The organism is Nocardia jinanensis (assembly GCF_014645735.1).
GTDB classification, from domain to species: Bacteria; Actinomycetota; Actinomycetes; order Mycobacteriales; family Mycobacteriaceae; genus Nocardia; species Nocardia jinanensis.
In genome coordinates this window covers 119,980-138,352 of the sequence record NZ_BMMH01000012.1, presented here as the reverse complement: position 1 = coordinate 138,352, position 18,373 = coordinate 119,980, and the positions used below count along the sequence as shown (strand labels likewise).

At 66.4% G+C, this 18,373-nt stretch carries 20 protein-coding genes; 9 read left to right on the top strand and 11 right to left on the bottom strand.

Going from position 1 to position 18,373, the window contains the following annotated elements; all coding sequences use genetic code 11:
• The first annotated feature begins 419 nt into the window (after positions 1-419).
• Positions 420-833 (top strand): limonene-1,2-epoxide hydrolase family protein, encoded by a 414-nt coding sequence (locus IEY68_RS25220; protein WP_058854675.1) that lies wholly within the window; start codon positions 420-422, stop codon positions 831-833.
• 78 nt (positions 834-911) lie between these two features.
• Here IEY68_RS25220 and phoH2 read toward each other — a convergent pair whose 3' ends face one another.
• Complete coding sequence (gene phoH2, locus IEY68_RS25215) at positions 912-2,261, bottom strand: RNA 5'-3' helicase PhoH2 (protein WP_058854674.1); 1,350 nt, start codon at positions 2,259-2,261, stop codon at positions 912-914.
• Positions 2,262-2,657: 396 nt separating this feature from the next.
• Positions 2,658-3,041 carry a DUF488 domain-containing protein gene (locus IEY68_RS25210; protein WP_062999292.1) on the bottom strand — a complete coding sequence of 128 codons (384 nt, stop codon included), beginning with the start codon at positions 3,039-3,041 and terminating at the stop codon, positions 2,658-2,660.
• 111 nt (positions 3,042-3,152) lie between these two features.
• On the opposite strand from IEY68_RS25210, the gene IEY68_RS25205 reads away from it, so the two are divergent.
• Positions 3,153-3,425, top strand: coding sequence for a hypothetical protein (locus IEY68_RS25205; RefSeq protein WP_062999289.1), 273 nt, complete (start codon positions 3,153-3,155; stop codon positions 3,423-3,425).
• Positions 3,426-3,508: 83 nt separating this feature from the next.
• Here IEY68_RS25205 and IEY68_RS25200 read toward each other — a convergent pair whose 3' ends face one another.
• On the bottom strand, positions 3,509-4,594 hold the full coding sequence (locus IEY68_RS25200; RefSeq protein WP_058854672.1) for an epoxide hydrolase family protein: 1,086 nt from the start codon (positions 4,592-4,594) through the stop codon (positions 3,509-3,511).
• 88 nt (positions 4,595-4,682) lie between these two features.
• Here IEY68_RS25200 and IEY68_RS25195 point away from each other — a divergent pair, with 88 nt between their 5' ends.
• Positions 4,683-5,327, top strand: a complete 645-nt coding sequence (locus IEY68_RS25195) for a TetR/AcrR family transcriptional regulator (RefSeq protein WP_058854671.1) — start codon at positions 4,683-4,685, stop codon at positions 5,325-5,327.
• 23 nt (positions 5,328-5,350) lie between these two features.
• Here IEY68_RS25195 and IEY68_RS25190 read toward each other — a convergent pair whose 3' ends face one another.
• From IEY68_RS25190 to adh, 3 genes are all read right to left on the bottom strand, one after another.
• Positions 5,351-5,836 carry a VOC family protein gene (locus tag IEY68_RS25190; protein ID WP_058854737.1) on the bottom strand — a complete coding sequence of 162 codons (486 nt, stop codon included), beginning with the start codon at positions 5,834-5,836 and terminating at the stop codon, positions 5,351-5,353.
• Between the two features lie 162 nt (positions 5,837-5,998).
• On the bottom strand, positions 5,999-6,400 hold the full coding sequence (locus IEY68_RS25185; protein WP_058854670.1) for a DUF779 domain-containing protein: 402 nt from the start codon (positions 6,398-6,400) through the stop codon (positions 5,999-6,001).
• Positions 6,400-7,917 (bottom strand): aldehyde dehydrogenase, encoded by a 1,518-nt coding sequence (adh, locus tag IEY68_RS25180; RefSeq protein WP_058854669.1) that lies wholly within the window; start codon positions 7,915-7,917, stop codon positions 6,400-6,402. The genes IEY68_RS25185 and adh overlap by 1 nt, the downstream gene beginning before the upstream one ends.
• A gap of 345 nt (positions 7,918-8,262) precedes the next feature.
• On the opposite strand from adh, the gene IEY68_RS25175 reads away from it, so the two are divergent.
• From IEY68_RS25175 to IEY68_RS25155, 5 genes are all read left to right on the top strand, one after another.
• The gene (locus IEY68_RS25175; RefSeq protein ID WP_058854668.1) at positions 8,263-8,631 is read left to right on the top strand and encodes a hypothetical protein; all 369 of its coding nucleotides are present in this window, start codon (positions 8,263-8,265) and stop codon (positions 8,629-8,631) included.
• Positions 8,628-9,263 (top strand): DUF3558 domain-containing protein, encoded by a 636-nt coding sequence (locus IEY68_RS25170; protein WP_082681315.1) that lies wholly within the window; start codon positions 8,628-8,630, stop codon positions 9,261-9,263. The genes IEY68_RS25175 and IEY68_RS25170 overlap by 4 nt, the downstream gene beginning before the upstream one ends.
• Before the next feature lie 239 nt (positions 9,264-9,502).
• Positions 9,503-10,618, top strand: a complete 1,116-nt coding sequence (locus IEY68_RS25165) for a hypothetical protein (RefSeq protein ID WP_058854665.1) — start codon at positions 9,503-9,505, stop codon at positions 10,616-10,618.
• On the top strand, positions 10,615-11,334 hold the full coding sequence (locus IEY68_RS25160; RefSeq protein WP_058854664.1) for an ESX secretion-associated protein EspG: 720 nt from the start codon (positions 10,615-10,617) through the stop codon (positions 11,332-11,334). The genes IEY68_RS25165 and IEY68_RS25160 overlap by 4 nt, the downstream gene beginning before the upstream one ends.
• A gap of 194 nt (positions 11,335-11,528) precedes the next feature.
• Entirely contained in the window at positions 11,529-12,929 is a 1,401-nt protein-coding gene (locus tag IEY68_RS25155) for a class II fumarate hydratase (protein ID WP_062999287.1), read from the top strand.
• A 117-nt stretch (positions 12,930-13,046) separates the two neighbouring features.
• Here the strand turns inward: IEY68_RS25155 and IEY68_RS25150 are convergent, their stop codons facing one another.
• The 3 genes from IEY68_RS25150 to glpX all read right to left on the bottom strand — a co-directional run bounded on the left by IEY68_RS25150 (position 13,047) and on the right by glpX (position 16,115).
• On the bottom strand, positions 13,047-13,904 hold the full coding sequence (locus tag IEY68_RS25150) for an acyl-ACP desaturase (RefSeq protein WP_156426153.1): 858 nt from the start codon (positions 13,902-13,904) through the stop codon (positions 13,047-13,049).
• 206 nt (positions 13,905-14,110) lie between these two features.
• Positions 14,111-14,734, bottom strand: a complete 624-nt coding sequence (locus IEY68_RS25145) for an LGFP repeat-containing protein (protein WP_058854736.1) — start codon at positions 14,732-14,734, stop codon at positions 14,111-14,113.
• 337 nt (positions 14,735-15,071) lie between these two features.
• The gene (gene glpX, locus IEY68_RS25140) at positions 15,072-16,115 is read right to left on the bottom strand and encodes a class II fructose-bisphosphatase (RefSeq protein WP_058854662.1); all 1,044 of its coding nucleotides are present in this window, start codon (positions 16,113-16,115) and stop codon (positions 15,072-15,074) included.
• Positions 16,116-16,246: 131 nt separating this feature from the next.
• Between glpX and IEY68_RS25135 the strand changes: the two genes are divergently transcribed.
• Positions 16,247-16,816, top strand: coding sequence for a DUF4245 domain-containing protein (locus IEY68_RS25135; RefSeq protein WP_058854735.1), 570 nt, complete (start codon positions 16,247-16,249; stop codon positions 16,814-16,816).
• Between the two features lie 15 nt (positions 16,817-16,831).
• Here IEY68_RS25135 and IEY68_RS25130 read toward each other — a convergent pair whose 3' ends face one another.
• The gene (locus tag IEY68_RS25130) at positions 16,832-17,065 is read right to left on the bottom strand and encodes an exodeoxyribonuclease VII small subunit (RefSeq protein ID WP_058854661.1); all 234 of its coding nucleotides are present in this window, start codon (positions 17,063-17,065) and stop codon (positions 16,832-16,834) included.
• A 1-nt stretch (position 17,066) separates the two neighbouring features.
• Positions 17,067-18,317 (bottom strand): exodeoxyribonuclease VII large subunit, encoded by a 1,251-nt coding sequence (gene xseA / locus IEY68_RS25125; protein ID WP_229718980.1) that lies wholly within the window; start codon positions 18,315-18,317, stop codon positions 17,067-17,069.
• Between the last annotated feature and the right edge of the window lie 56 nt (positions 18,318-18,373).

Below are 18,373 nucleotides of genomic sequence, written 5' to 3'. Positions count from 1 at the left end.
GGTCTTGCCGTTCACGGACAGCCACATCACCGCTCCGCCCGATCTGTCTCGTCCTCGTTCTCGGCAGACCTCGCATGTATGGCCTGAACGAACCGTCGCGCACCTCGTGTGCCGACGTCAGCGAGGCCCCGAAGGTCGAGAGCTCCGTCCGGCAATTCAGCTCCCGGAGACTTGCGACGCGCGGTCGACCATCCGAGAAATGCGACCGTTGAGTATCTTCGGCGAAACGGAACCCACCCACATCGGGTCCGAGTCTCGGGCGCAGCCTCGGGACCTCGACCCGTGACGCCGTAGGCGTGCCGAGCACGCAGACCTTCACGAGTAGCCCACTTCGCCCTACGCGTACCAGGCCGCACCGTCGCGGAGGCATTCTCCCGAGCACTCTGGCCCCTGCCGTACCTCGGCTCTAGGCTCGAGTGATGGATACCGATCTGAATCAGGACGCGGTCACCACCGTCCGCGAGTTCTTCACCGCGATGGAGATCGGCGCGCTCGACGAGGCGCTGGAGCTGGTGCATCCCGATATCGTCTGGAAGAACACCACGCTGCCGGATGTGCGCGGGGCGCGCCGGGTCGGGAAATTGCTACGGGGTCTGGACCGGGATCAGTTCGGATTTTCCGCGGAGATGCACCATATCGCCGCGGAGGGGCCGGTGGTGCTCACCGATCGCACCGATGTACTGCGGTTCGGGCCGGTGAATATCTCGTTCTGGGTGATGGGGACCTTCGAACTGCGTGACGGCCGGATCGTGCTGTGGCACGACCATTTCAGCTGGGAGAACTTCCTGCGCGGCACCGCGGTCGGTGTGGTGAAGGCGCTCTTCGGTCGCTGACCCGTCGAATCATGTGCCGCCCGCGCCGTTCGGGAGCGCTGCGGAGTGCTCCCGAACGGCTGGGTCGTGCGTCGGGCCCTAGGCGTTGGGTCCGTATTCCTCCAGCATCTCGGTGACCAGTGCGGCAATCGGCGACCGCTCGCTGCGGGTCAGGGTGATATGCGCGAACAAGGGGTGTCCCTTGAGTTTTTCGATCACCGCGGCGACACCGTCGTGCCGGCCGACCCGCAGATTGTCGCGCTGGGCCACATCGTGGGTCAGGACCACCCGGGAACCGCCGCCGAGCCGGCTCAGCACTGTCAGCAGGACATTGCGTTCCAGTGACTGGGCCTCGTCGACGATCACGAACGAATCGTGTAGCGATCGGCCTCGAATATGGGTCAGCGGAAGGACTTCCAGCATGCCGCGGCTGAGAACCTCCTCCATCACCTCACGACTGGCCAGGCCGTCCAGGGTATCGAAGACGGCCTGCGCCCACGGGCCCATCTTCTCGTTCTCGGTGCCCGGTAGATAACCGAGTTCCTGGCCGCCCACCGCGTACAGTGGCCGGAAGACGACGACCTTGCGCTGAGTGCGCCTCTCCAGTACCGCTTCCAGGCCCGCGGTGAGCGCCAGCGCCGATTTACCGGTGCCGGCCCGGCCACCCAGTGAGACGATCCCGACGCTCTCGTCGAGCAGCAGATCCAGCGCCACCCGCTGTTCCGCGGACCGGCCGTGCAGCCCGAACGCCTCCCGTTCCCGCACCAGCTGTACCCGTTTGTCCGGGGTCACCCGGCCGAGGGCGCTGGAGCTACTACCCAGGAGCCGGATTCCGGTGTGGCAGGGCAGTTCTCGGGCCTCGTCGAGATCCACGACCGATTCGCTGTAGAGCCGGTCGACGATTTCGGAGGCGGTGTCGATCTCGACCATGCCCGTCCAGCCGGAGGTCACCACATCCTGTGCGTGGTATCCCTCCGCTCGTAGACCTACCGCGCTGGCCTTCACCCGCATCGGGATGTCCTTGGACACCAGCACCACCTGGCACCCTTCGGCCGCGAAGTTCAGCGCGCAGGCCAGGATGCGGGAATCGTTGCTCTCGGTGCGGAAACCGACCGGCAACACCGAGGGATCGGTGTGGTTCAGTTCCACCTGCAACGTGCCGCCGTCGGTGCCTATCGGCAGCGGCTCGTCGAGTCGTCCGTGGGCCACGCGCAGATCGTCGAGCATACGCAGAGCCTCGCGGGCGAACCAGCCGAGTTCGTGGTGGTGTCGCTTACCTTCGAGTTCACTGATGACTACCAGCGGTAACACCACATGGTGTTCGCCGAACCGGGTTGTTGCCCAGGGGTCCGACAGCAGTACCGAGGTGTCGATGACGAAGGTTTTCAAACCTTTCTGAATGAAGCGAGAATTCGCCGATGGGGCGGATACGGAGCGATTATCAGTCACGGTAGGCTCCTAGGGTCTGCGCGGCACCCACACAGACAGTCTCGCTGGGCCGGTAGGTCCGGATGGCGGCTGGCGGAGTGCGTCAGCGGCCACGAGGACCGGGTGCCGGCCCCCTCGTACTGAGTTTCTCAGTCACGGTCAGGACCTCCCGAGCGAGCCGCAACGTGCGACCCGCCACTCCGAAGCTACCTCCTCAACACCCCTGAGCGCTCGGAGAAATGCGGGAGACTTTGATGAATTCGCTGTGAACACGGCTCGGTTTCATCGGTTTCACGCAGGTCAACATGGGTATCAGCGACCTTCGACCGATTCGGATCGGGTATGAGTCCAATTCGTCGTGTCCCCTCGTCCGGACCGAATGTTCGCTCCGGGTTCGCCTCCGTGTCGCGCGCCGCGTCAGTCGCGCAGCTGCTGCACGAGCACCGGAACGTGACTGTGGCCCGGCGCCTTGACCGCGGTGACCAGAGTGACCGGCGGGTCGGTGCCGGCGCGCTGCCGCAGCCGGTCCAGAATTTCGCGGGCAGCGGGGTCGGCGAGTTCGTCGCGATAGCGCTCGGTGAACTCGGCGCGGCGGTGGTCGGGGTCCTCGTGGAACCAGCGGCGCAGTTCGGTCGAGGGGGTGATGTCCTTGGCCCATTCGTCGATCCGCGCCACGGCCTTGGCCAAGCCGCGCGGCCACAGGCGGTCGACGAGTACCCGGTATCCGTCGCCCGGTCCGGGGGCCTCGTACACACGTTTGACCTGGAAGCCGGATGGCGGGGTCAGGGTTTCGTCGGTCATCCGGCCATCGCAGCACGGTATCCGGCGGAAGTGGGTGCGCCACGCGGCGCCGTCCCGGCAACCCTCGCCGAAAACGGTCCGGGACGCCGTATCGGGATTAGAGTCGGCGATATGACCCAGAACGAGGAGTTGGAGAAGCTCTCGTCGAAGGAGTTGCACGACCGTGCGGTCAAGCTCGCGGTGCGCCACGGCGATATCCGCTTTCTCTGGGACCTGCTGACCCGTATTCCGGCCGCGGAGGCGACGGCGGGGCGGACGGGGGAGAGCGAGGCCGATATCAAATGGGTGGTGCCGATGCTCGACGACTACGCACACTCCGGCGAGGGCGAACTCGCCGAGGCGCTGCGCGGGTTCTATCTGGAGTATCTGACCGAGCACTCCTGATCCGTTCTCGAGTGAGCACATCCCGGATCGTCCGCCCCGCCGGGTGGCGGCCATCGCGTGTTCGCCACCCGGTCTCGGGACGATCATTCGCCCAGGAACTCGCCGAAGAACTCGGCGATCTCGGTGGCCATGAGATCCGCCGCGGCATGGTGCAGGTAATGGCTGTGCACTTCGTGTGTCCGCCACGACACGATGTTGTGGTCGCGGTCGGCGAATCGCCGGATTCCGTGGAAATCGCCCGTGGACCCGCAGAGCGCCAGTGGCACGGTCGACGGTTCGGCGGGGGCGGCCGCCTTGTCCTTCTCGAAGTAGTGCCGGATCGCCGAGCCCGCGGTGCCGGTGAACCAGTGCACGGCGATATTGGTGATCACGAACTCGTCGTCCAGATCCGGGCCCAGTAGCTGGCTGTTCCAGCCGAGCAGGCCCGATGGCGAATCCGCCAGCGCGTGCGCGAGGGTCTGCGGCTGCTGCGACTGCAGCACATTGAACCCCATCTTGTTCTGGACGAACCAGTTCAGAGTCTCCAGCGACCGCTGCTCGTCGGCATCCAGGTCCGTCATCTCGGAAGGATCACCCGATGGGAACGAGTACACCTGCGCCACATGCAAACCCACCACACGATCGGGTGCGGTCCGGCCCAGTTCCACCGAGATCGACGAGCCACCGTCGTTGCCCACCGCGCCGTAGCGCTCATAGCCCAACCGGCTCATCAGTTCGGCCCAGGCTCGGGCGATCCGCTGGTCGTTCCAGCCCTTCTCGGTCGTAGGGCCGGAGAAGCCGTAACCGGGTACCGAGGGGATCACGAGATCGAAGCCCGCGGCGGTGAGCGGATCGATCAACTCCAGGAATTCGACGAAGGTCCCGGGCCAGCCGTGTGTCAGGACGAGCGGGAAGCCGGCTCCCTGCTGGGCGCGTATGTGCAGGAAATGGATCCGCTGGCCGTCGATCTCGGTGACGAACTGAGGGTGGGTGTTGAGCCGGCCCTCCAGCTTCCGCCAATCGAGTTGCAACCAGTAGTCGGCCAGCGCGCGCACCCGGTCGACGCCGACGCCGTATTCCTCGCCGGAATCCGGGATCTGATCCGCCCAGCGGGTGTGCTGGAGCCGGTTGTGCAGATCGTCGATATCGGCCTGCGGGACCTCGATGCGGAAGGGGCGGATGGTCGTCATATCGTATCCTTCTCTTTGGAACGGAATGCTTTGTTCTGATTGACAATAACAGAACGGAACATTCCGTTTCAAGTGATATGCTCGGCGCATGCCGAAATCAGCAGAAACGCCTGCTCACAAGCCGCTGTCCGGTCGCAAGGCGCAGGCCGCGCGTAACGACGGCCTCGTCCTGGAGGCGGCGCGGGAGGTGTTCCTGGCCGAACCGAAGGCTCCGATCGCCGCCGTGGCGGAACGGGCGGGGGTCGGGATCAGCGCGCTCTACCGGCGCTACCCCAGCAAGGAAGCGCTACTGCGCACGCTCTGCCATGAAGGATTGCGCCGCTACAACGCGGAGGCCGATGCCGCCCTGGCCGAGCCGGACGGCTGGCAGGCGTTCGTGGGGTTCCTGGAGCGGGTCGTGGACGCCGATGTGCACTCGCTGACGGTTCACCTGGCGGGCACCTTCACGCCCGACCCGGAAATGCGGCCCGATGTCGAGCACGCCGACGCGGTCAACATGGAGCTGGTGCGCAGGGCACACGAGACGGGGCGGTTGCGGCAAGAGATAACACCGCAGGATATCGGTCTGATCCTGGAATCGTGCGCCGCCATCGTCATGCCCGACAAGGAGCGTGCCGCGCAATTGCGGCGCCGGGTCCTGGCCGTCCTGATCGACGGCTTGACCGCGGACGGAGACCTGCCGGGTCCGCCGCCGGGGCCGGGCGAGTTCGCCTGGCGCTGGAAACGCGCCTGAACCGCACCGGCCCGGCGATCGGGTCAGCCGGCCGATTTTCCGGCGTAGGCGTCCCGCATCACCCGCAGATCGATCTTCTTCATCTGATACATGGCGGCGAGCGCACGGTCGACGGCGACCGGATCGTCGCCGGAGAGCAGTTCATTGGCCTGGCTCGGCCAGATCTGCCACGGCACACCATATCTGTCGTTGAGCCAGCCGCACTGGACCTCCGCGCCGCCGTCGGCGAGCAGCGCCTCCCACAGTCGATCCACCTCGGCCTGGTCGTCGCAGTTGACCAGCAGCGACATCGCGTGGGTGTAGTGATAGTCGCCACCGCCGTTGATCGCCGTGAACTGCTGGCCGGCGAGCTCGAAATCGACCAGCATCACTGTTCCCGCCTCGCGCATACCCGCCTCTGTATAGCGCTGGACCGCGGTGATCTTGCCGTCCGGGAACAGGGAACAGTAGAACTCCGCGGCCTCCTCGGCCTGGGTGTCGTACCAGAGATTGGTGACGATCTTCTGCATGATGAGCCTCCTCGGGGAACGGCTGGTATGCACTGACGACGAATCCCGGCGCGCGAAATGATCGGCCCCGGCCGGCTTCGATCGATACTCCGGCACCGGTGCAGCACACACAGCCCGACCCGCCGGGCCCGGCCGGTCGCGATCCGGAACCGGCCGGGCTCGTCAGTCGGTGATCTCCGCGCCCGTCGGCGGTGGTGGGGCCGCTTCGAGGCGGAGGAACTCCGCGTCGGTGAGCAACCGCGACCGGATCAGGAACCGGACACCCTCCGGTGCCTCCAGTGAGAATCCGCTCCCACGTCCGGGAACCACGTCCACGGTCAGATGGGTGTGCTTCCAGTACTCGTACTGGTCCGCGCTCATCCAGAACGGGGTATCCACATCCACCCGGCCGAGCAGCACATCCTGTGCGCCCACCCGGAACTCCCCGCGCGGGTAGCACATCGGTGCGCTGCCGTCACAGCAGCCGCCGGACTGGTGGAACATCACCGGACCGTGCCGCTCGATCAGCTCGTGCAGCAGCTCGGCGGCGGTACCGGTGAGTTCCACCCGGTTCGGGTCCGGCATCAGAAGAACCCGAGCTTCTGTGGTGAGTAGCTGACCAGCAGGTTCTTGGTCTGCTGGTAGTGATCGAGCATCTTGGCGTGGTTCTCCCGGCCGATACCCGACTTCTTGTAGCCGCCGAACGCCGCATGCGCCGGGTAGGCGTGATAGCAGTTCGTCCACACCCGGCCGGCCTTGATACCGCGACCGAGTCGATAGGCGGTGTTGCCGTCGCGGGTCCACACACCCGCACCGAGACCGTAGAGGGTGTCGTTGGCGATCTTCAGGGCCTCCTCGGTGGAATCGAAGGTCGCGACCGAGACCACCGGGCCGAAGATCTCCTCCTGGAAGATGCGCATATCGTTGCTGCCCTTGAAAATGGTCGGCTCCACGTAGAAGCCGTCCGGGTAGCCCTCGACCGACCGCGAACCACCGCCGGTCAATACCTCGGCGCCTTCCTTCCTGCCGATATCGATATACGACATGATCTTCTCGTACTGGTCGTTGCTGGCCTGCGCGCCGATCATGGTGGCGTCGTCGAGTGGATCACCGCTGACAATCGCCTTCGTGCGCTCCACACAGCGAGCCATGAACTCGTCGTAGATCGACGAATGGATGAGCGCCCGCGACGGACAGGTGCAGACCTCGCCCTGATTCAGTGCGAACATCACGAAACCCTCGACGGCCTTGTCCAGGAAATCGTCGTCGGCGGCCATGATGTCCGGCAAGAAGATGTTGGGGCTCTTTCCGCCGAGCTCCAAGGTGACCGGGATGATGTTCTCGCTCGCGTACTGCATGATCAACCGGCCTGTGGTGGTCTCCCCGGTGAATGCCACCTTCGCCACCCGCGGACTCGAAGCCAGCGGTTTACCGGCCTCCACGCCGAACCCGTTCACCACATTGAGCACCCCCGGCGGCAGCAGATCCGCGATCAGTTCGACCACCTTCAGGATCGACGCGGGAGTCTGCTCGGCCGGTTTCAGCACCACTGTGTTGCCGGCCGCCAGCGCGGGAGCCAATTTCCAGGTGGCCATGAGAATGGGGAAATTCCACGGAATGATCTGCCCCACGACACCGAGCGGTTCGTGGAAGTGATAGGCGATCGTATCGGCGTCGATTTCGCTGATCCCGCCCTCCTGGGCGCGGATGGCACCGGCGAAATAGCGGAAATGGTCCACCGCCAGCGGCAGATCCGCCGCCTTCGTCTCGCGGACGGGTTTCCCGTTCTCCCAGGTCTCGGCGACGGCGAGGGCTTCCAGATTCTCCTCGATCCGATCCGCGATCTTGCTGAGGATATTGGCGCGATCGGTGGTGGAGGTGGAGCCCCAGCCGTCGGCGGCGGCATGCGCGGCATCGAGGGCCAGTTCCACATCGGGAGCGGTGGAACGCGCAACCTCGCAAAATGTTTTGCCGTCGACCGGTGACGGATTGTCGAAGTATTTACCTTCGACGGGTGCGGTCCACTCGCCGCCGATGAAATTATCGTATCGGGCGGCATAGCTGACGATGCTGCCGTCGGCACCGGGCTTGGCGTAGGTCATGACGAACTCCTCGGTCGACTCGGGCGCTGAACGCACGCCGGATAGAGCGTGATGTACCTCACTATGCCGCTTATGCGGCGACGGCACGCGGCGTTCGCGGTGAATCGCGGAATCGATTTCGTGGGCTGAGTGGTAGCTGCTGGTGTGGGCGGTGGTGGCCGGGAAATGCGGCGTTGCCGAGACCGAGCGAGGTGGCGTGCGGGCGATCGTACGGCCGGTTCGGAGGAAGTCGGGCGGGCGAGTCGCCCTGTGGTGCGGCGGTTCTGGAGGACTCGGCGGAACCGGGGTGGGCTCGGGTACGTCCAGTATGGTGAATGAAGTTTACGGAAGGGCGGGCCGAGCGGTATGGATGTGGGGCAGGGGACCGCGACCGCGCTGTATCAGCAGGCTGTGGCGGGGACATTCCGGATGGAGCGGGGGGCCGCGGAGCGCTGCGCGGCGGTGTACACGCGGTTGGTCGATACGTGCGTGGACCAGCAGGCATCCGCTATACAACGCATTTATCGCCTGGAGGGATTCGGTGGATTCGACTCGGCGGCGCAGCTTCAAAGCGGTTTCCAGGACAAGCACCTCCTGACTATCCAAGCGTTATCAGACCTGAAAGAGGCCGCGTTCCGGATGGCTGCGGCTTTTCTTCAGGCTGGTGGTGCGTTCGAAGAGGCTGATGAGATGAACAGGCGTGCAATCGATGCGGCGGCGGAGGTTCAAGAGTGACGAGACTTTACAAATTGGTGACTGCGACGGCGTCGTGCATCCTGGTGGGACTGAGTGGCGGATGTGCGCAGGACGCCGACGCACCGGCCGATCATGGACCTGCGTCAGCTGAGATCACGAAGAGTCCTGAAGGTGTTACAACTCGTCCGACTCTCACCGCCCCGGAACTGCAGCCGCCGTCGCAGCAGAGTGAGTACACAGATCAGGGGCGTCCGGAAGTTGCATTCGATCCATGTACGTGGATCGATGATGATGCCGTTGTGCGCGCTGGCCTGGATCCGGCAAGCCGACGACGAGGTCAGGACCTGATTACCGAATACACATTCTTCACCTGCGATTTCGATGGCTTGCACTGGGATCTGCAGGTCGACTCGGGGAACGCGAGCTGGCAAGAGGATCTGGATAAAAATGGTGCGATCAACGAACCGCTGACAATTAACGGCCGTGAAGCGATGTGGGTTCGCGACCCGCATTTGGTGAAGACCTGTGATATTCACGTTCGAACAAAGGCTGGCTTTGTGATCTTCAATACCACAAGGACGTTCGAAGGTTCGGAGGCCGGGTTGGAGCGGTGCGACGGCGTTCTACACATCGCGGAAACGTTCGAACCCTCTATCGGGGCGGACAATTAACCATGGGTGGGGAGCAGCAACCTTCACCGTTGGGGTTCTTCGGTCCAGCGCTCGGAATCGCTCCCTCCTCGGTGGGTGACAGACTTGCGGGACAACAGAGTCAGTCGGGCGCGGAGCACTTCGGATCTCAGGTGTCTCACGGTGGTCGAGATCCGTCTTACATCACTGCGATGGAGCAATTCGAAGGGCTCTCGCACGAAGAGATTCATTCAAAGGCCGGAGAAATGTCCCCTGGCCTCATGCATGCTTTCGCAGATACATACGAGGCTGCTGCGATTGCCCTCAGCGGTGGTCTGTTCGGAGCCCATCTGGCCATTCAGCGCGAACTCTCCGATGGCATGGACGGAAAGTTCGCGGACGCTGCCAACCAGGCAGCACGGAAGTTCTACGATCAAGCGACCGACGTGCAGGAAGTGATCCGCTCCGTCGGGTTTCGGGTCAAGGCCGCCGCTTATGGGGCAGAGGTCGTGAAGAAGTCCGTCCCGCCACCACCCACCCAGTTGCCGGGAACGAATCCTGCGATCGCCACTTCCGTGGTCGACCCCGCCCAGATCGCCCAGACGGTTGTCGGTGCCACCGACCCCGCCGCTGCCGCCGCGCTCGATCGCTTCAAGGAAGAGCAGCGGCTGGTCGCGGTCGAGGCCATGAATATGGCCTACAAACCCACCTACCAGCCCGCAGGTGACGGCGTTCCGACCTTCGTGCCGGTCCAGGCGCCCGGGGACGGGACAGAGTCGTCTGTTCCGGGCGGGACCTCGACCTCCGGCCCCAGCGGTAGCAGCACGACCGCCTCCACTCCCTCCGGCGAGACCCCGGGTACCGAAACGCCCGGAGAGAACGAGAACCCGGGCGAGAATACGGAAACCGCCGGTAACGAAGAGGATTCGCAGACCACGACGGCGGGCACGACCGAGTCGCCGACCACCCAGCAGCCGAACACCACCACCGGAACCCCGTCCGGTGACCCGCAACGCACCGCACCGTCGACCACGATGACCGGGTCGCCGTCGGTGCCGTCGGGGTCGCCGTCCGGAACACCGGGTGGCACTCCGCAGAACCAGACTCCGGGTAAGACGGTGACGGGTGCCCCCGGCACTCCCAACACGTCCACCGGGAGTCTCGCCGCGGCCTCGGCCGCTGCGGGGAACAATCGGGGCATGTCCGGGATGCCGGGCATGATGTCGCCCGGTGCGGGCAAGCGCGGTGAGGACGACGACGAGCACAAGACTCCCGATTATCTGATCCAGGATCGTGAGGAAGAGCTGTTCGGTCCCCGGATCGTTGCTCTGGGCGGAGTTCTCGGCGCGGACGCTCCTGCCGCCCAGCCCGCCGATGATCGCGGGGACCGTCGGTGAAATGGGAGTTCACCCCGGACGAGCTCATGCACGTCTGGAAGGAGACGGGTAAGGATCGGTATCCGTACCCGCTGGAAGTGCGGTCGTCGGTGCGCTGGGAGGACGAGTTCCAGCAGTTGGTCGCCGGGATCGCGACCGTATACCCGCGCGGCGGCGACCCGGATCTCACCGGGGCGCTGCGGATCGCCGCCGACCCGGAGTACACGCTCACCCTTTCCGGTTCCCGTCGCCATCGGATCCGCGCCTATGGCGCGTTCGCCGGGAACGTCGCTGTCACCGCGGTGCAGTTCCCCGGTACCACTACTGATTTCGACGGCAAGTTCGTGATCCAGATGGGCTCACCCGCGATCGTGCCCAAGATCTTCCTGCAGATTCTCGGTGAACTGCCGAAAGGGACCCGGCCACCGCTCGTGGAGAGTGTCGATCGGCTCCGGGACACCTACGAAGTCTGGAACGGCGGCAAACCGCAGCCCGCCGACCGGATGCGCCGGCTGCTGAAGGCGCCGCGAGCGGGTTCGGGTTTTCTCGAGGCACGCCACCGGCTGCGTGCACCGGATCCGCCACCTCCGCGCTATCTGAGCTGGTTCGATATCGTCGACGACGGCCGGTACATCTACCGGCACCGCTATCAGGACTTCCACATAGATCCCATCTCACACGCCGAACTGCGTGATGAGATCGATCGGCTCATCGGTTCCGCGCCGGTTCAGATATGAGTGTCCGGACGCGGCAGCGCGGAACGGCGGCGCCGCGGTCAGTGGGGTCCGCTGGACCGGCACGGCATGAACGGAGGGCCTGGGAATGAGGCTGCCGATGTCCACATCGGTCTCCGGAGCGCCGGGAACACCGGTGACCCAGACCTCACGCGTGGCACGCCAACATCGCCCAGAGGCGGCATAGGGTCGGAATCATGAGCGAGGAAAAGCAGTACCGCATCGAGCACGACACCATGGGCGAGGTCCGCGTTCCGGTGGACGCGTTGTGGCGTGCCCAGACTCAGCGGGCGGTGGAGAACTTCCCGATCAGCGGGCGCGGGCTGGAGCGGGCACAGATCCGGGCGCTCGGGCTGCTGAAGGGGGCCTGCGCGGTCGTCAACCGCGATCTGGGACTGCTGGACGACGAGCGGGCCGCGGCCATCCTCGCGGCCGCCGGTGAGATCGCCGAAGGGCGGCACGACGACCAGTTCCCCATCGATGTGTTCCAGACCGGGTCGGGGACCAGTTCGAATATGAACGCCAATGAGGTGATCGCCTCGATCGCGGCCGGTCACGGGGTCACGGTGCATCCGAACGATCATGTGAACATGTCGCAGTCGTCGAACGACACCTTCCCGACCGCGACGCATCTGGCCGCCACCGAGGCCGTGATCAAGGATCTGCTACCGGCCCTCGAACATCTGCGACTGGCGCTGCTGGACAAAGCGGCCGAATGGCGCACAGTGGTGAAATCCGGACGCACTCATCTGATGGACGCCGTTCCGGTGACGCTCGGCCAGGAGTTCGGTGGCTATACCCGGCAGGTCGCGGCGGGAATGGAACGCCTGCTGGCGACGCTGCCGCGGCTCGGTGAACTGCCGATCGGCGGTACCGCGGTGGGGACCGGCCTGAACGCACCCGCCGAGTTCGGCGGGAAGGTGGTGGCCGAGTTGGTCCGGGTCACCGGGATCGACGCGCTGGCCGAGGCCGAGGATCATTTCGAGGCGCAGGCCGCGCGCGACGGGCTGGTGGAGGTGTCCGGGGCACTGCGGACGGTCGCGGTGAGCCTGACCAAGATCGCCAACGATATTCGCTGGATGGGTTCGGGACCGCTGACGGGATTGGGCGAACTGCAACTGCCCGACCTGCAACCGGGTAGTTCGATCATGCCCGGGAAGGTGAATCCGGTACTGCCGGAGGCGGTTACCCAGGTCGCGGCGCAGGTGATCGGAAACGATGCCGCGGTCGCGTTCGCCGGGGCGGGCGGGCATTTCGAACTGAACGTCTACATCCCGGTGATGGCGCGCAATGTGCTCGAATCCATCCGGCTGCTGGCGGCGGTCTCGCGACTGTTCGCCGACCGGTGCGTACACGGACTGACCGCGAATACCGAACGGCTGCGCACGCTGGCCGAATCCTCCCCTTCGATCGTGACCCCGCTGAATTCGGCGATCGGTTACGAGGAGGCCGCGGCGGTGGCCAAACAGGCGCTGCGCGAGCAGAAGACGATCCGGCAGACGGTGATCGATCGTGGGCTGATCGGGGACGGTCTCAGTGAAGCCGAACTCGATCGCCGCCTGGACGTACTGTCCATGACGAATATCGACAAGGACTGAATGCGGGCGGAAACCGGCTCACCTGCCGGTGAAACGGCGCCTACCCCGCACGCGAGGGTGAGCGGTGCCGGTGCGACGCGATCGCGGATCATCGATCGCGTCACACCGGGAACGGATTCAGGACCGGAACCGGGCGAGCTCCTCGCGCGCCGCTTCGCCGGCTTCGCCGAGATCGGTGCGGCCGAACACATCCCAGCGCCGCAACAGTGGCGCCAGAACCAGTTCGTCCTGCTTCTCGGGATCGTAGATACCGGCCTCGGCCAGCACCTCGTCGCTGCTGCGCCCGCCGGGCAGGGTGAGCGACGGGACCCGGAACGCGGCGACCTGGTCGGCGACGGCCCGCATGGTCTGGTCCGGGGTCTCGGCGAAACCGGCGGCGACGAGGTCGGCGAAGACAGCTGCCTGCCGCTCGTCGTCCTTCGCGATCCGCTCGCTGATCGCCGTGACCAGGGGGTTCTCCCCGAGCGCGGCCGTATTGCGGTGACGGATGGCGGCGGCGGTCTCCTCGAACGCGCTGGCGGCCAGCACATCCAGCAGATGTAGCGACTCGCGCCGGAAACCGTCGGTCATATGGCCCATCCGCAGCCGTTCCAGCTCCACCGGGTCGCAGGCGCGGGTGGCCATCAGGTAGTTGCGGATCAGGACGGAGTGCCGGGCCTCCTCCGCGGTCCAGCGGCCGACCCAGCGCCACCACGCACCGGTGCGCAGGTACTTGCCGACCTCTCGGTGATACGAGGGCAGATTGTCGGCGATCAGCACGCTCACGGTGAGCGCTAGCCGGGCCGTATCGCTGAGCTCGGACTGCGTGGGATCCCAGTCCTCGCCGCCGAGGAACGCGAAGTTGCGGCCGTCGTCCCACGGGACGAAGTCGTGCGGCTGCCATTCATCGGCGATCTCGGTATGGCGCCGCATGGTCAGTTCCACCTCTACCGCGAGCGATTCCAGCAGGTCGCGGTCGGTCAACAGTTTCTGCACGCACACACGGTAGCGGGTCGTACCGGATGTGGGGTGAGCCCCGGGGGCGGGTTGGGGGATATGGGTGACCGGGCTGGTGGGGGTGGGGGTCGCGCACAATCGGCACGGCTCGCCGGATGTGAACGAGTATTCCGGATTGCGCGGCGCGGAGTCCCCGGGCAGCGACGGGGCGCCCCGCCGTGGCGGGCGCCCCGTGCCGTTGTTGCTCAGTTCTCGGTGACCGTGGTGGAACGGTCCGAGGAGTTCCAGGTGATGGTGCCGCCCTCGAACTGGCTCTCCTTGCCCTCGGGGGTGGTCTCCTCGTCGGAGGTCGGGAATCCGAGTTGGCCGTCGGCGCCGCCGTTGGCCTCCCAGGCTTCACGAATATCGCCCCAGACGATATGGGCACCGGTGTCCTCGCTGAAGAAGATGGTGCCGCCGACGAAGTTCTGGTACCGGCCGCCGTCACCGGCGACCTGCTCCTCGCCCTCGGGCATACCGAGCGTGCCGGTCGGGCCGCCCGCCTCGGTGTATTTCTGGTAGATGCTGCCCTTCACGGTGACCTCGTTGCCGTCCGGGGTCTGCACGGTGGTCTCACCGGCATCGGCATTGGGGTCCTCGTCGGGGGTCGCCGAACCCTCGGCGCCTGTCGTCTCGGTGGCCGAACCCTCGGCGCCGGGGGACGCGGACGGTCCGTTGGTGGCGGTGCCGTTGCCCGGCATCACCGCCGAGGTCACGGAACCGACCGTGTCCGACACCGACGTGTCGTCGTCACCGCAGCCGGCGACGAGCAGGCCCGCGGCGGCGAGTGCCATGGTGAATCCGGCCGAACGTCGAGCGAAGTGGTGCATGTCCATCCTCTCGCGACAGGCCGGCGTGATGGAGGACTGGTCCCTGTGGTTCATCACGCCGGCTGTGAATTCGGCAACGAAACGGCTACCCAGCGCAAGATCCGTGACGCTGCCAGTTCGGTGGCCACGCGGATATTACCCGCAACGGCCGAGGATGTGGCGGGATGCCGGAAATTTGCTGAGACGCGGCGGAATGTGCCGCGGTCGCGATCGGAGGGGAACCCGAGGGCCTCGTATCGCAGGGTGCCGTACCGGGCCGACCGGCGGCCCGCGGCGGCGGCAGGAATGCCGCCTGCCCGCGGTCCGGTACCGGAGAACCCCGGACCGCGCGGCGGGATCAGGGCAGCGGCGGGTTGGCGTGCTCGTCGCCGTGGAAATCGACCGACGAGTACTCGCGCAGTTTGGTGAGGCGGTGGTAGGCGTCGATCATGCGCACGGTGCCCGACTTGGACCGCATCACGATGGAATGGGTGGACGCACCGCCGCCGTAGTAGCGGACACCGCGCAGCAGGTCGCCGTCGGTGACGCCGGTCGCGCAGAAGAAGACATTGTCCCCGGCCACCAGATCCTCGGTGACCAGGACCCGGTCCAGATCGTGTCCGGCGTCGATCGCCTTCTGCCGCTCCTCGTCGTCCTTGGGGGCGAGCTTGCCCTGCAGCGCGCCACCCATACAGCGGATAGCGGCCGCGGCGATAATGCCCTCGGGGGTGCCGCCGATGCCGACCAGGATGTCGGTACCGGAATCGGGCCGGGACGCGGCGATGGCGCCGGCCACGTCACCGTCGGAGATGAGCCGGATCCGGGCGCCGGCGTCGCGGACCTCCTGGATCAGGTCGCTGTGGCGGGGCCGGTCCAGGATGCACACCGTGATATCGGACACCGAGGCACTCTTGGCCTTGGCGACCTTGCGGATGTTCGCACCGATGGGCGCCGAGATATCGATGACATCGGCGGCATCGGGTCCGACGGCGATCTTCTCCATGTAGAACACGGCCGACGGGTCGAACATGGCACCGCGTTCGGCGACCGCCAGCACCGAGATGGCGCCGGGGGAACCCTTCGACATCAAGGTGGTCCCATCGATCGGATCGACGGCGAAATCGACCTCGGGACCGGTGCCGTCACCGACGCTCTCGCCGTTGTACAGCATGGGCGCCTCGTCCTTCTCGCCCTCGCCGATCACCACCACGCCACTCATGGATACGGAGCTGACCAGCTGCCGCATGGCATCCACGGCCGCCCCGTCACCGCCTTCTTTGTCGCCCTTGCCCACCCAGCGGCCCGCCGCCATAGCACCGGCCTCGGTGACGCGGACGAGTTCGAGCGCGAGGTTGCGATCAGGTGCCTCGCGGCGGCTCGAAGCGTTCGAAGATGCCGTCATAGCGGGTGCCTCCTAGGTTGTGTAACTTGCCGTAATTGTCGCATCGCCGGAATACCCGCCGGTGATCACCTGGTACGGCAGTACCGGGGGTAGTGCGGGGCCCCGTCCCTACCACGATGGATACTGGAGCCGTGCCGAACAAGAAGCCACGCATCATGAACGACTACCGGGATCTGGTCTGGTCGCTGATCCCGTTGGTGCTGATCGCCGTGGTGTTCGCCGGGCTGACCAGTCAGTGCAGTTTCTCCGCGAGTGGGCCGACACAGGGCACGATCCCGAGTTTCGACGTCGCCGCGGCATTGCGTTCGGACGCGCAGAACCTCTCGTTCCCGATCCGTGAACCGGCACTCCCGGCGAACTGGCAGCCGAATTCCGGGAGCCGCGACACCATCACCGAACGCGGCGGCGGCACGGTGAGCACCATCGGATACGTCACCGGTGCGGGCACCTATATGGAACTCGACCAGAGCGACGCCACCGAGCAAGTGCTGGCCGGACATATCGCGGGTGGGAAATATCCCTCGGGGACCCGGGATATCGCCGGACGGAAATGGGTGGTCTACGAAGAGCCCGGCGCCGAACCCGCGTGGGTCGCGGATTTCGGTGACAGCCGGGTGCTGATCCGGGGTGCCGGCGATACCGAAGCTTTCGAGACCCTGGCCGCCGCGGTGGTCGCCGCCCGGCCGCTGCCGGCCACATAACCGGCCGGCCGCCGGTCAGTCCGGATCGTTGGATTCGGCGAGGGCGTTCTCGATCCGCTGCCGCGCTCCGGCGAGATGTTCCTCGCAGCGGTTGGCGAGCGCTTCGCCGCGTTCCCACAGCGCCAGGGCGTCGTCGAGATCCATACCGCCCTGCTCCAGCATCTTCACCACGTTGGCCAGCTCGTCACGGGCGCGTTCGTAGCCGAGGCTCGCGATATCGGCGAGGTCTTCGGCGCTGGTGTCGGACACGTCAGGTCCTCTCGGGGTGGTCGGGGCCGGTGGTCCGGCGGGCGGGAGAGCCGCGTTCGCCGAGCGGGGTGGTGCCGAGGACGGCGACGGAGATCGCGCCGTCGCCGACCCGGATACGCAGTTGGCTTCCGGCTGGGGCGTCGCCGATTTCGCGCACCACGTGCCGTTCGGGCCCGGTCACCCGCTGCACCACAGCGTAGCCGCGGGCCAGGGTCGCGGCCGGGCCGACCGCGGTCAGCTGTCGTCGCAGATGGCCGGTGGTCACCGACTCCGCCCGGACCAGGCTCTCGGCACTGCGGCGGGCCGCGGTACGCAGGCGTTCGATCTCGTCGTGCCGGTGGCCGAGATCACGCAGCGGATCGGCCAGTACGGGCCGCGATCTCAGTTGCCGCAGCGCCGCGGTCTCCCGTTCGACCCAGCCGCGCAGCGCCGCCGCCGATCGGGCGCGCAGTTCGCGGACGGTCGCGGTTTCCGCGGCGGCGTCGGGGACGATACGTTTGGCGGCGTCGGTCGGGGTTGCCGCCCGCAGATCGGCGACCAGGTCGGATATCGGGGAATCGGGTTCGTGGCCGATGGCGCTGACGATGGGGGTGGTCGCGGCGACGATGGCCCGGCACAGGGTCTCGTCGGAGAACGGCAGCAGATCCTCCACACTGCCGCCGCCGCGGGCCAGCACGATCACCTCGACCGCCGGATCGCGATCCAGCGCGGCCAGGGCGTCGAGGATCTGCGGGACCGCGGACGGCCCCTGCACAGCGGTATTTCGGACCTCGAAACGCACCGCGGGCCAGCGGTCCCGGGCCACGCTGAGCACATCGTGCTCGGCGGCACTACCGCGGCCGGTGATCAGCCCGATCGTGCCGGGCAGGAACGGGACCGAACGTTTGAGTCGCGGGTCGAACAGGCCCTCGGCGTCCAGCAGCGCCTTGAGTCGTTCGATCCGCGCCAGCAGTTCGCCGACACCGACCGGGCGGATCTCGGATATCCGCAGTGACAGGGTGCCGCGGCCGGGGAAGAAGGAGAGCTTGCCGTACACCACCACCCGGCTGCCCTCCTGCAGCGGGACGGCGGAATTACGCAGTAGCGCGGGGTCGCAGGTCACCGACAGCGACATATCGGCGGCCGGGTCGCGCAGGACGAGGAAGGCGGTGCGGGTGCCGGGCCGCAGATTGATCTGGGTCAGCTGCCCCTCCACCCAGATACTGCCGAGCCGGTCGATCCACTGGGCGACCTTCATCGACACCGAGCGCACCGGCCACGGCTGCTCGGCGGAGTTGGCCGGGGCGGGTGCCTGCCCGGGTCGGCCGG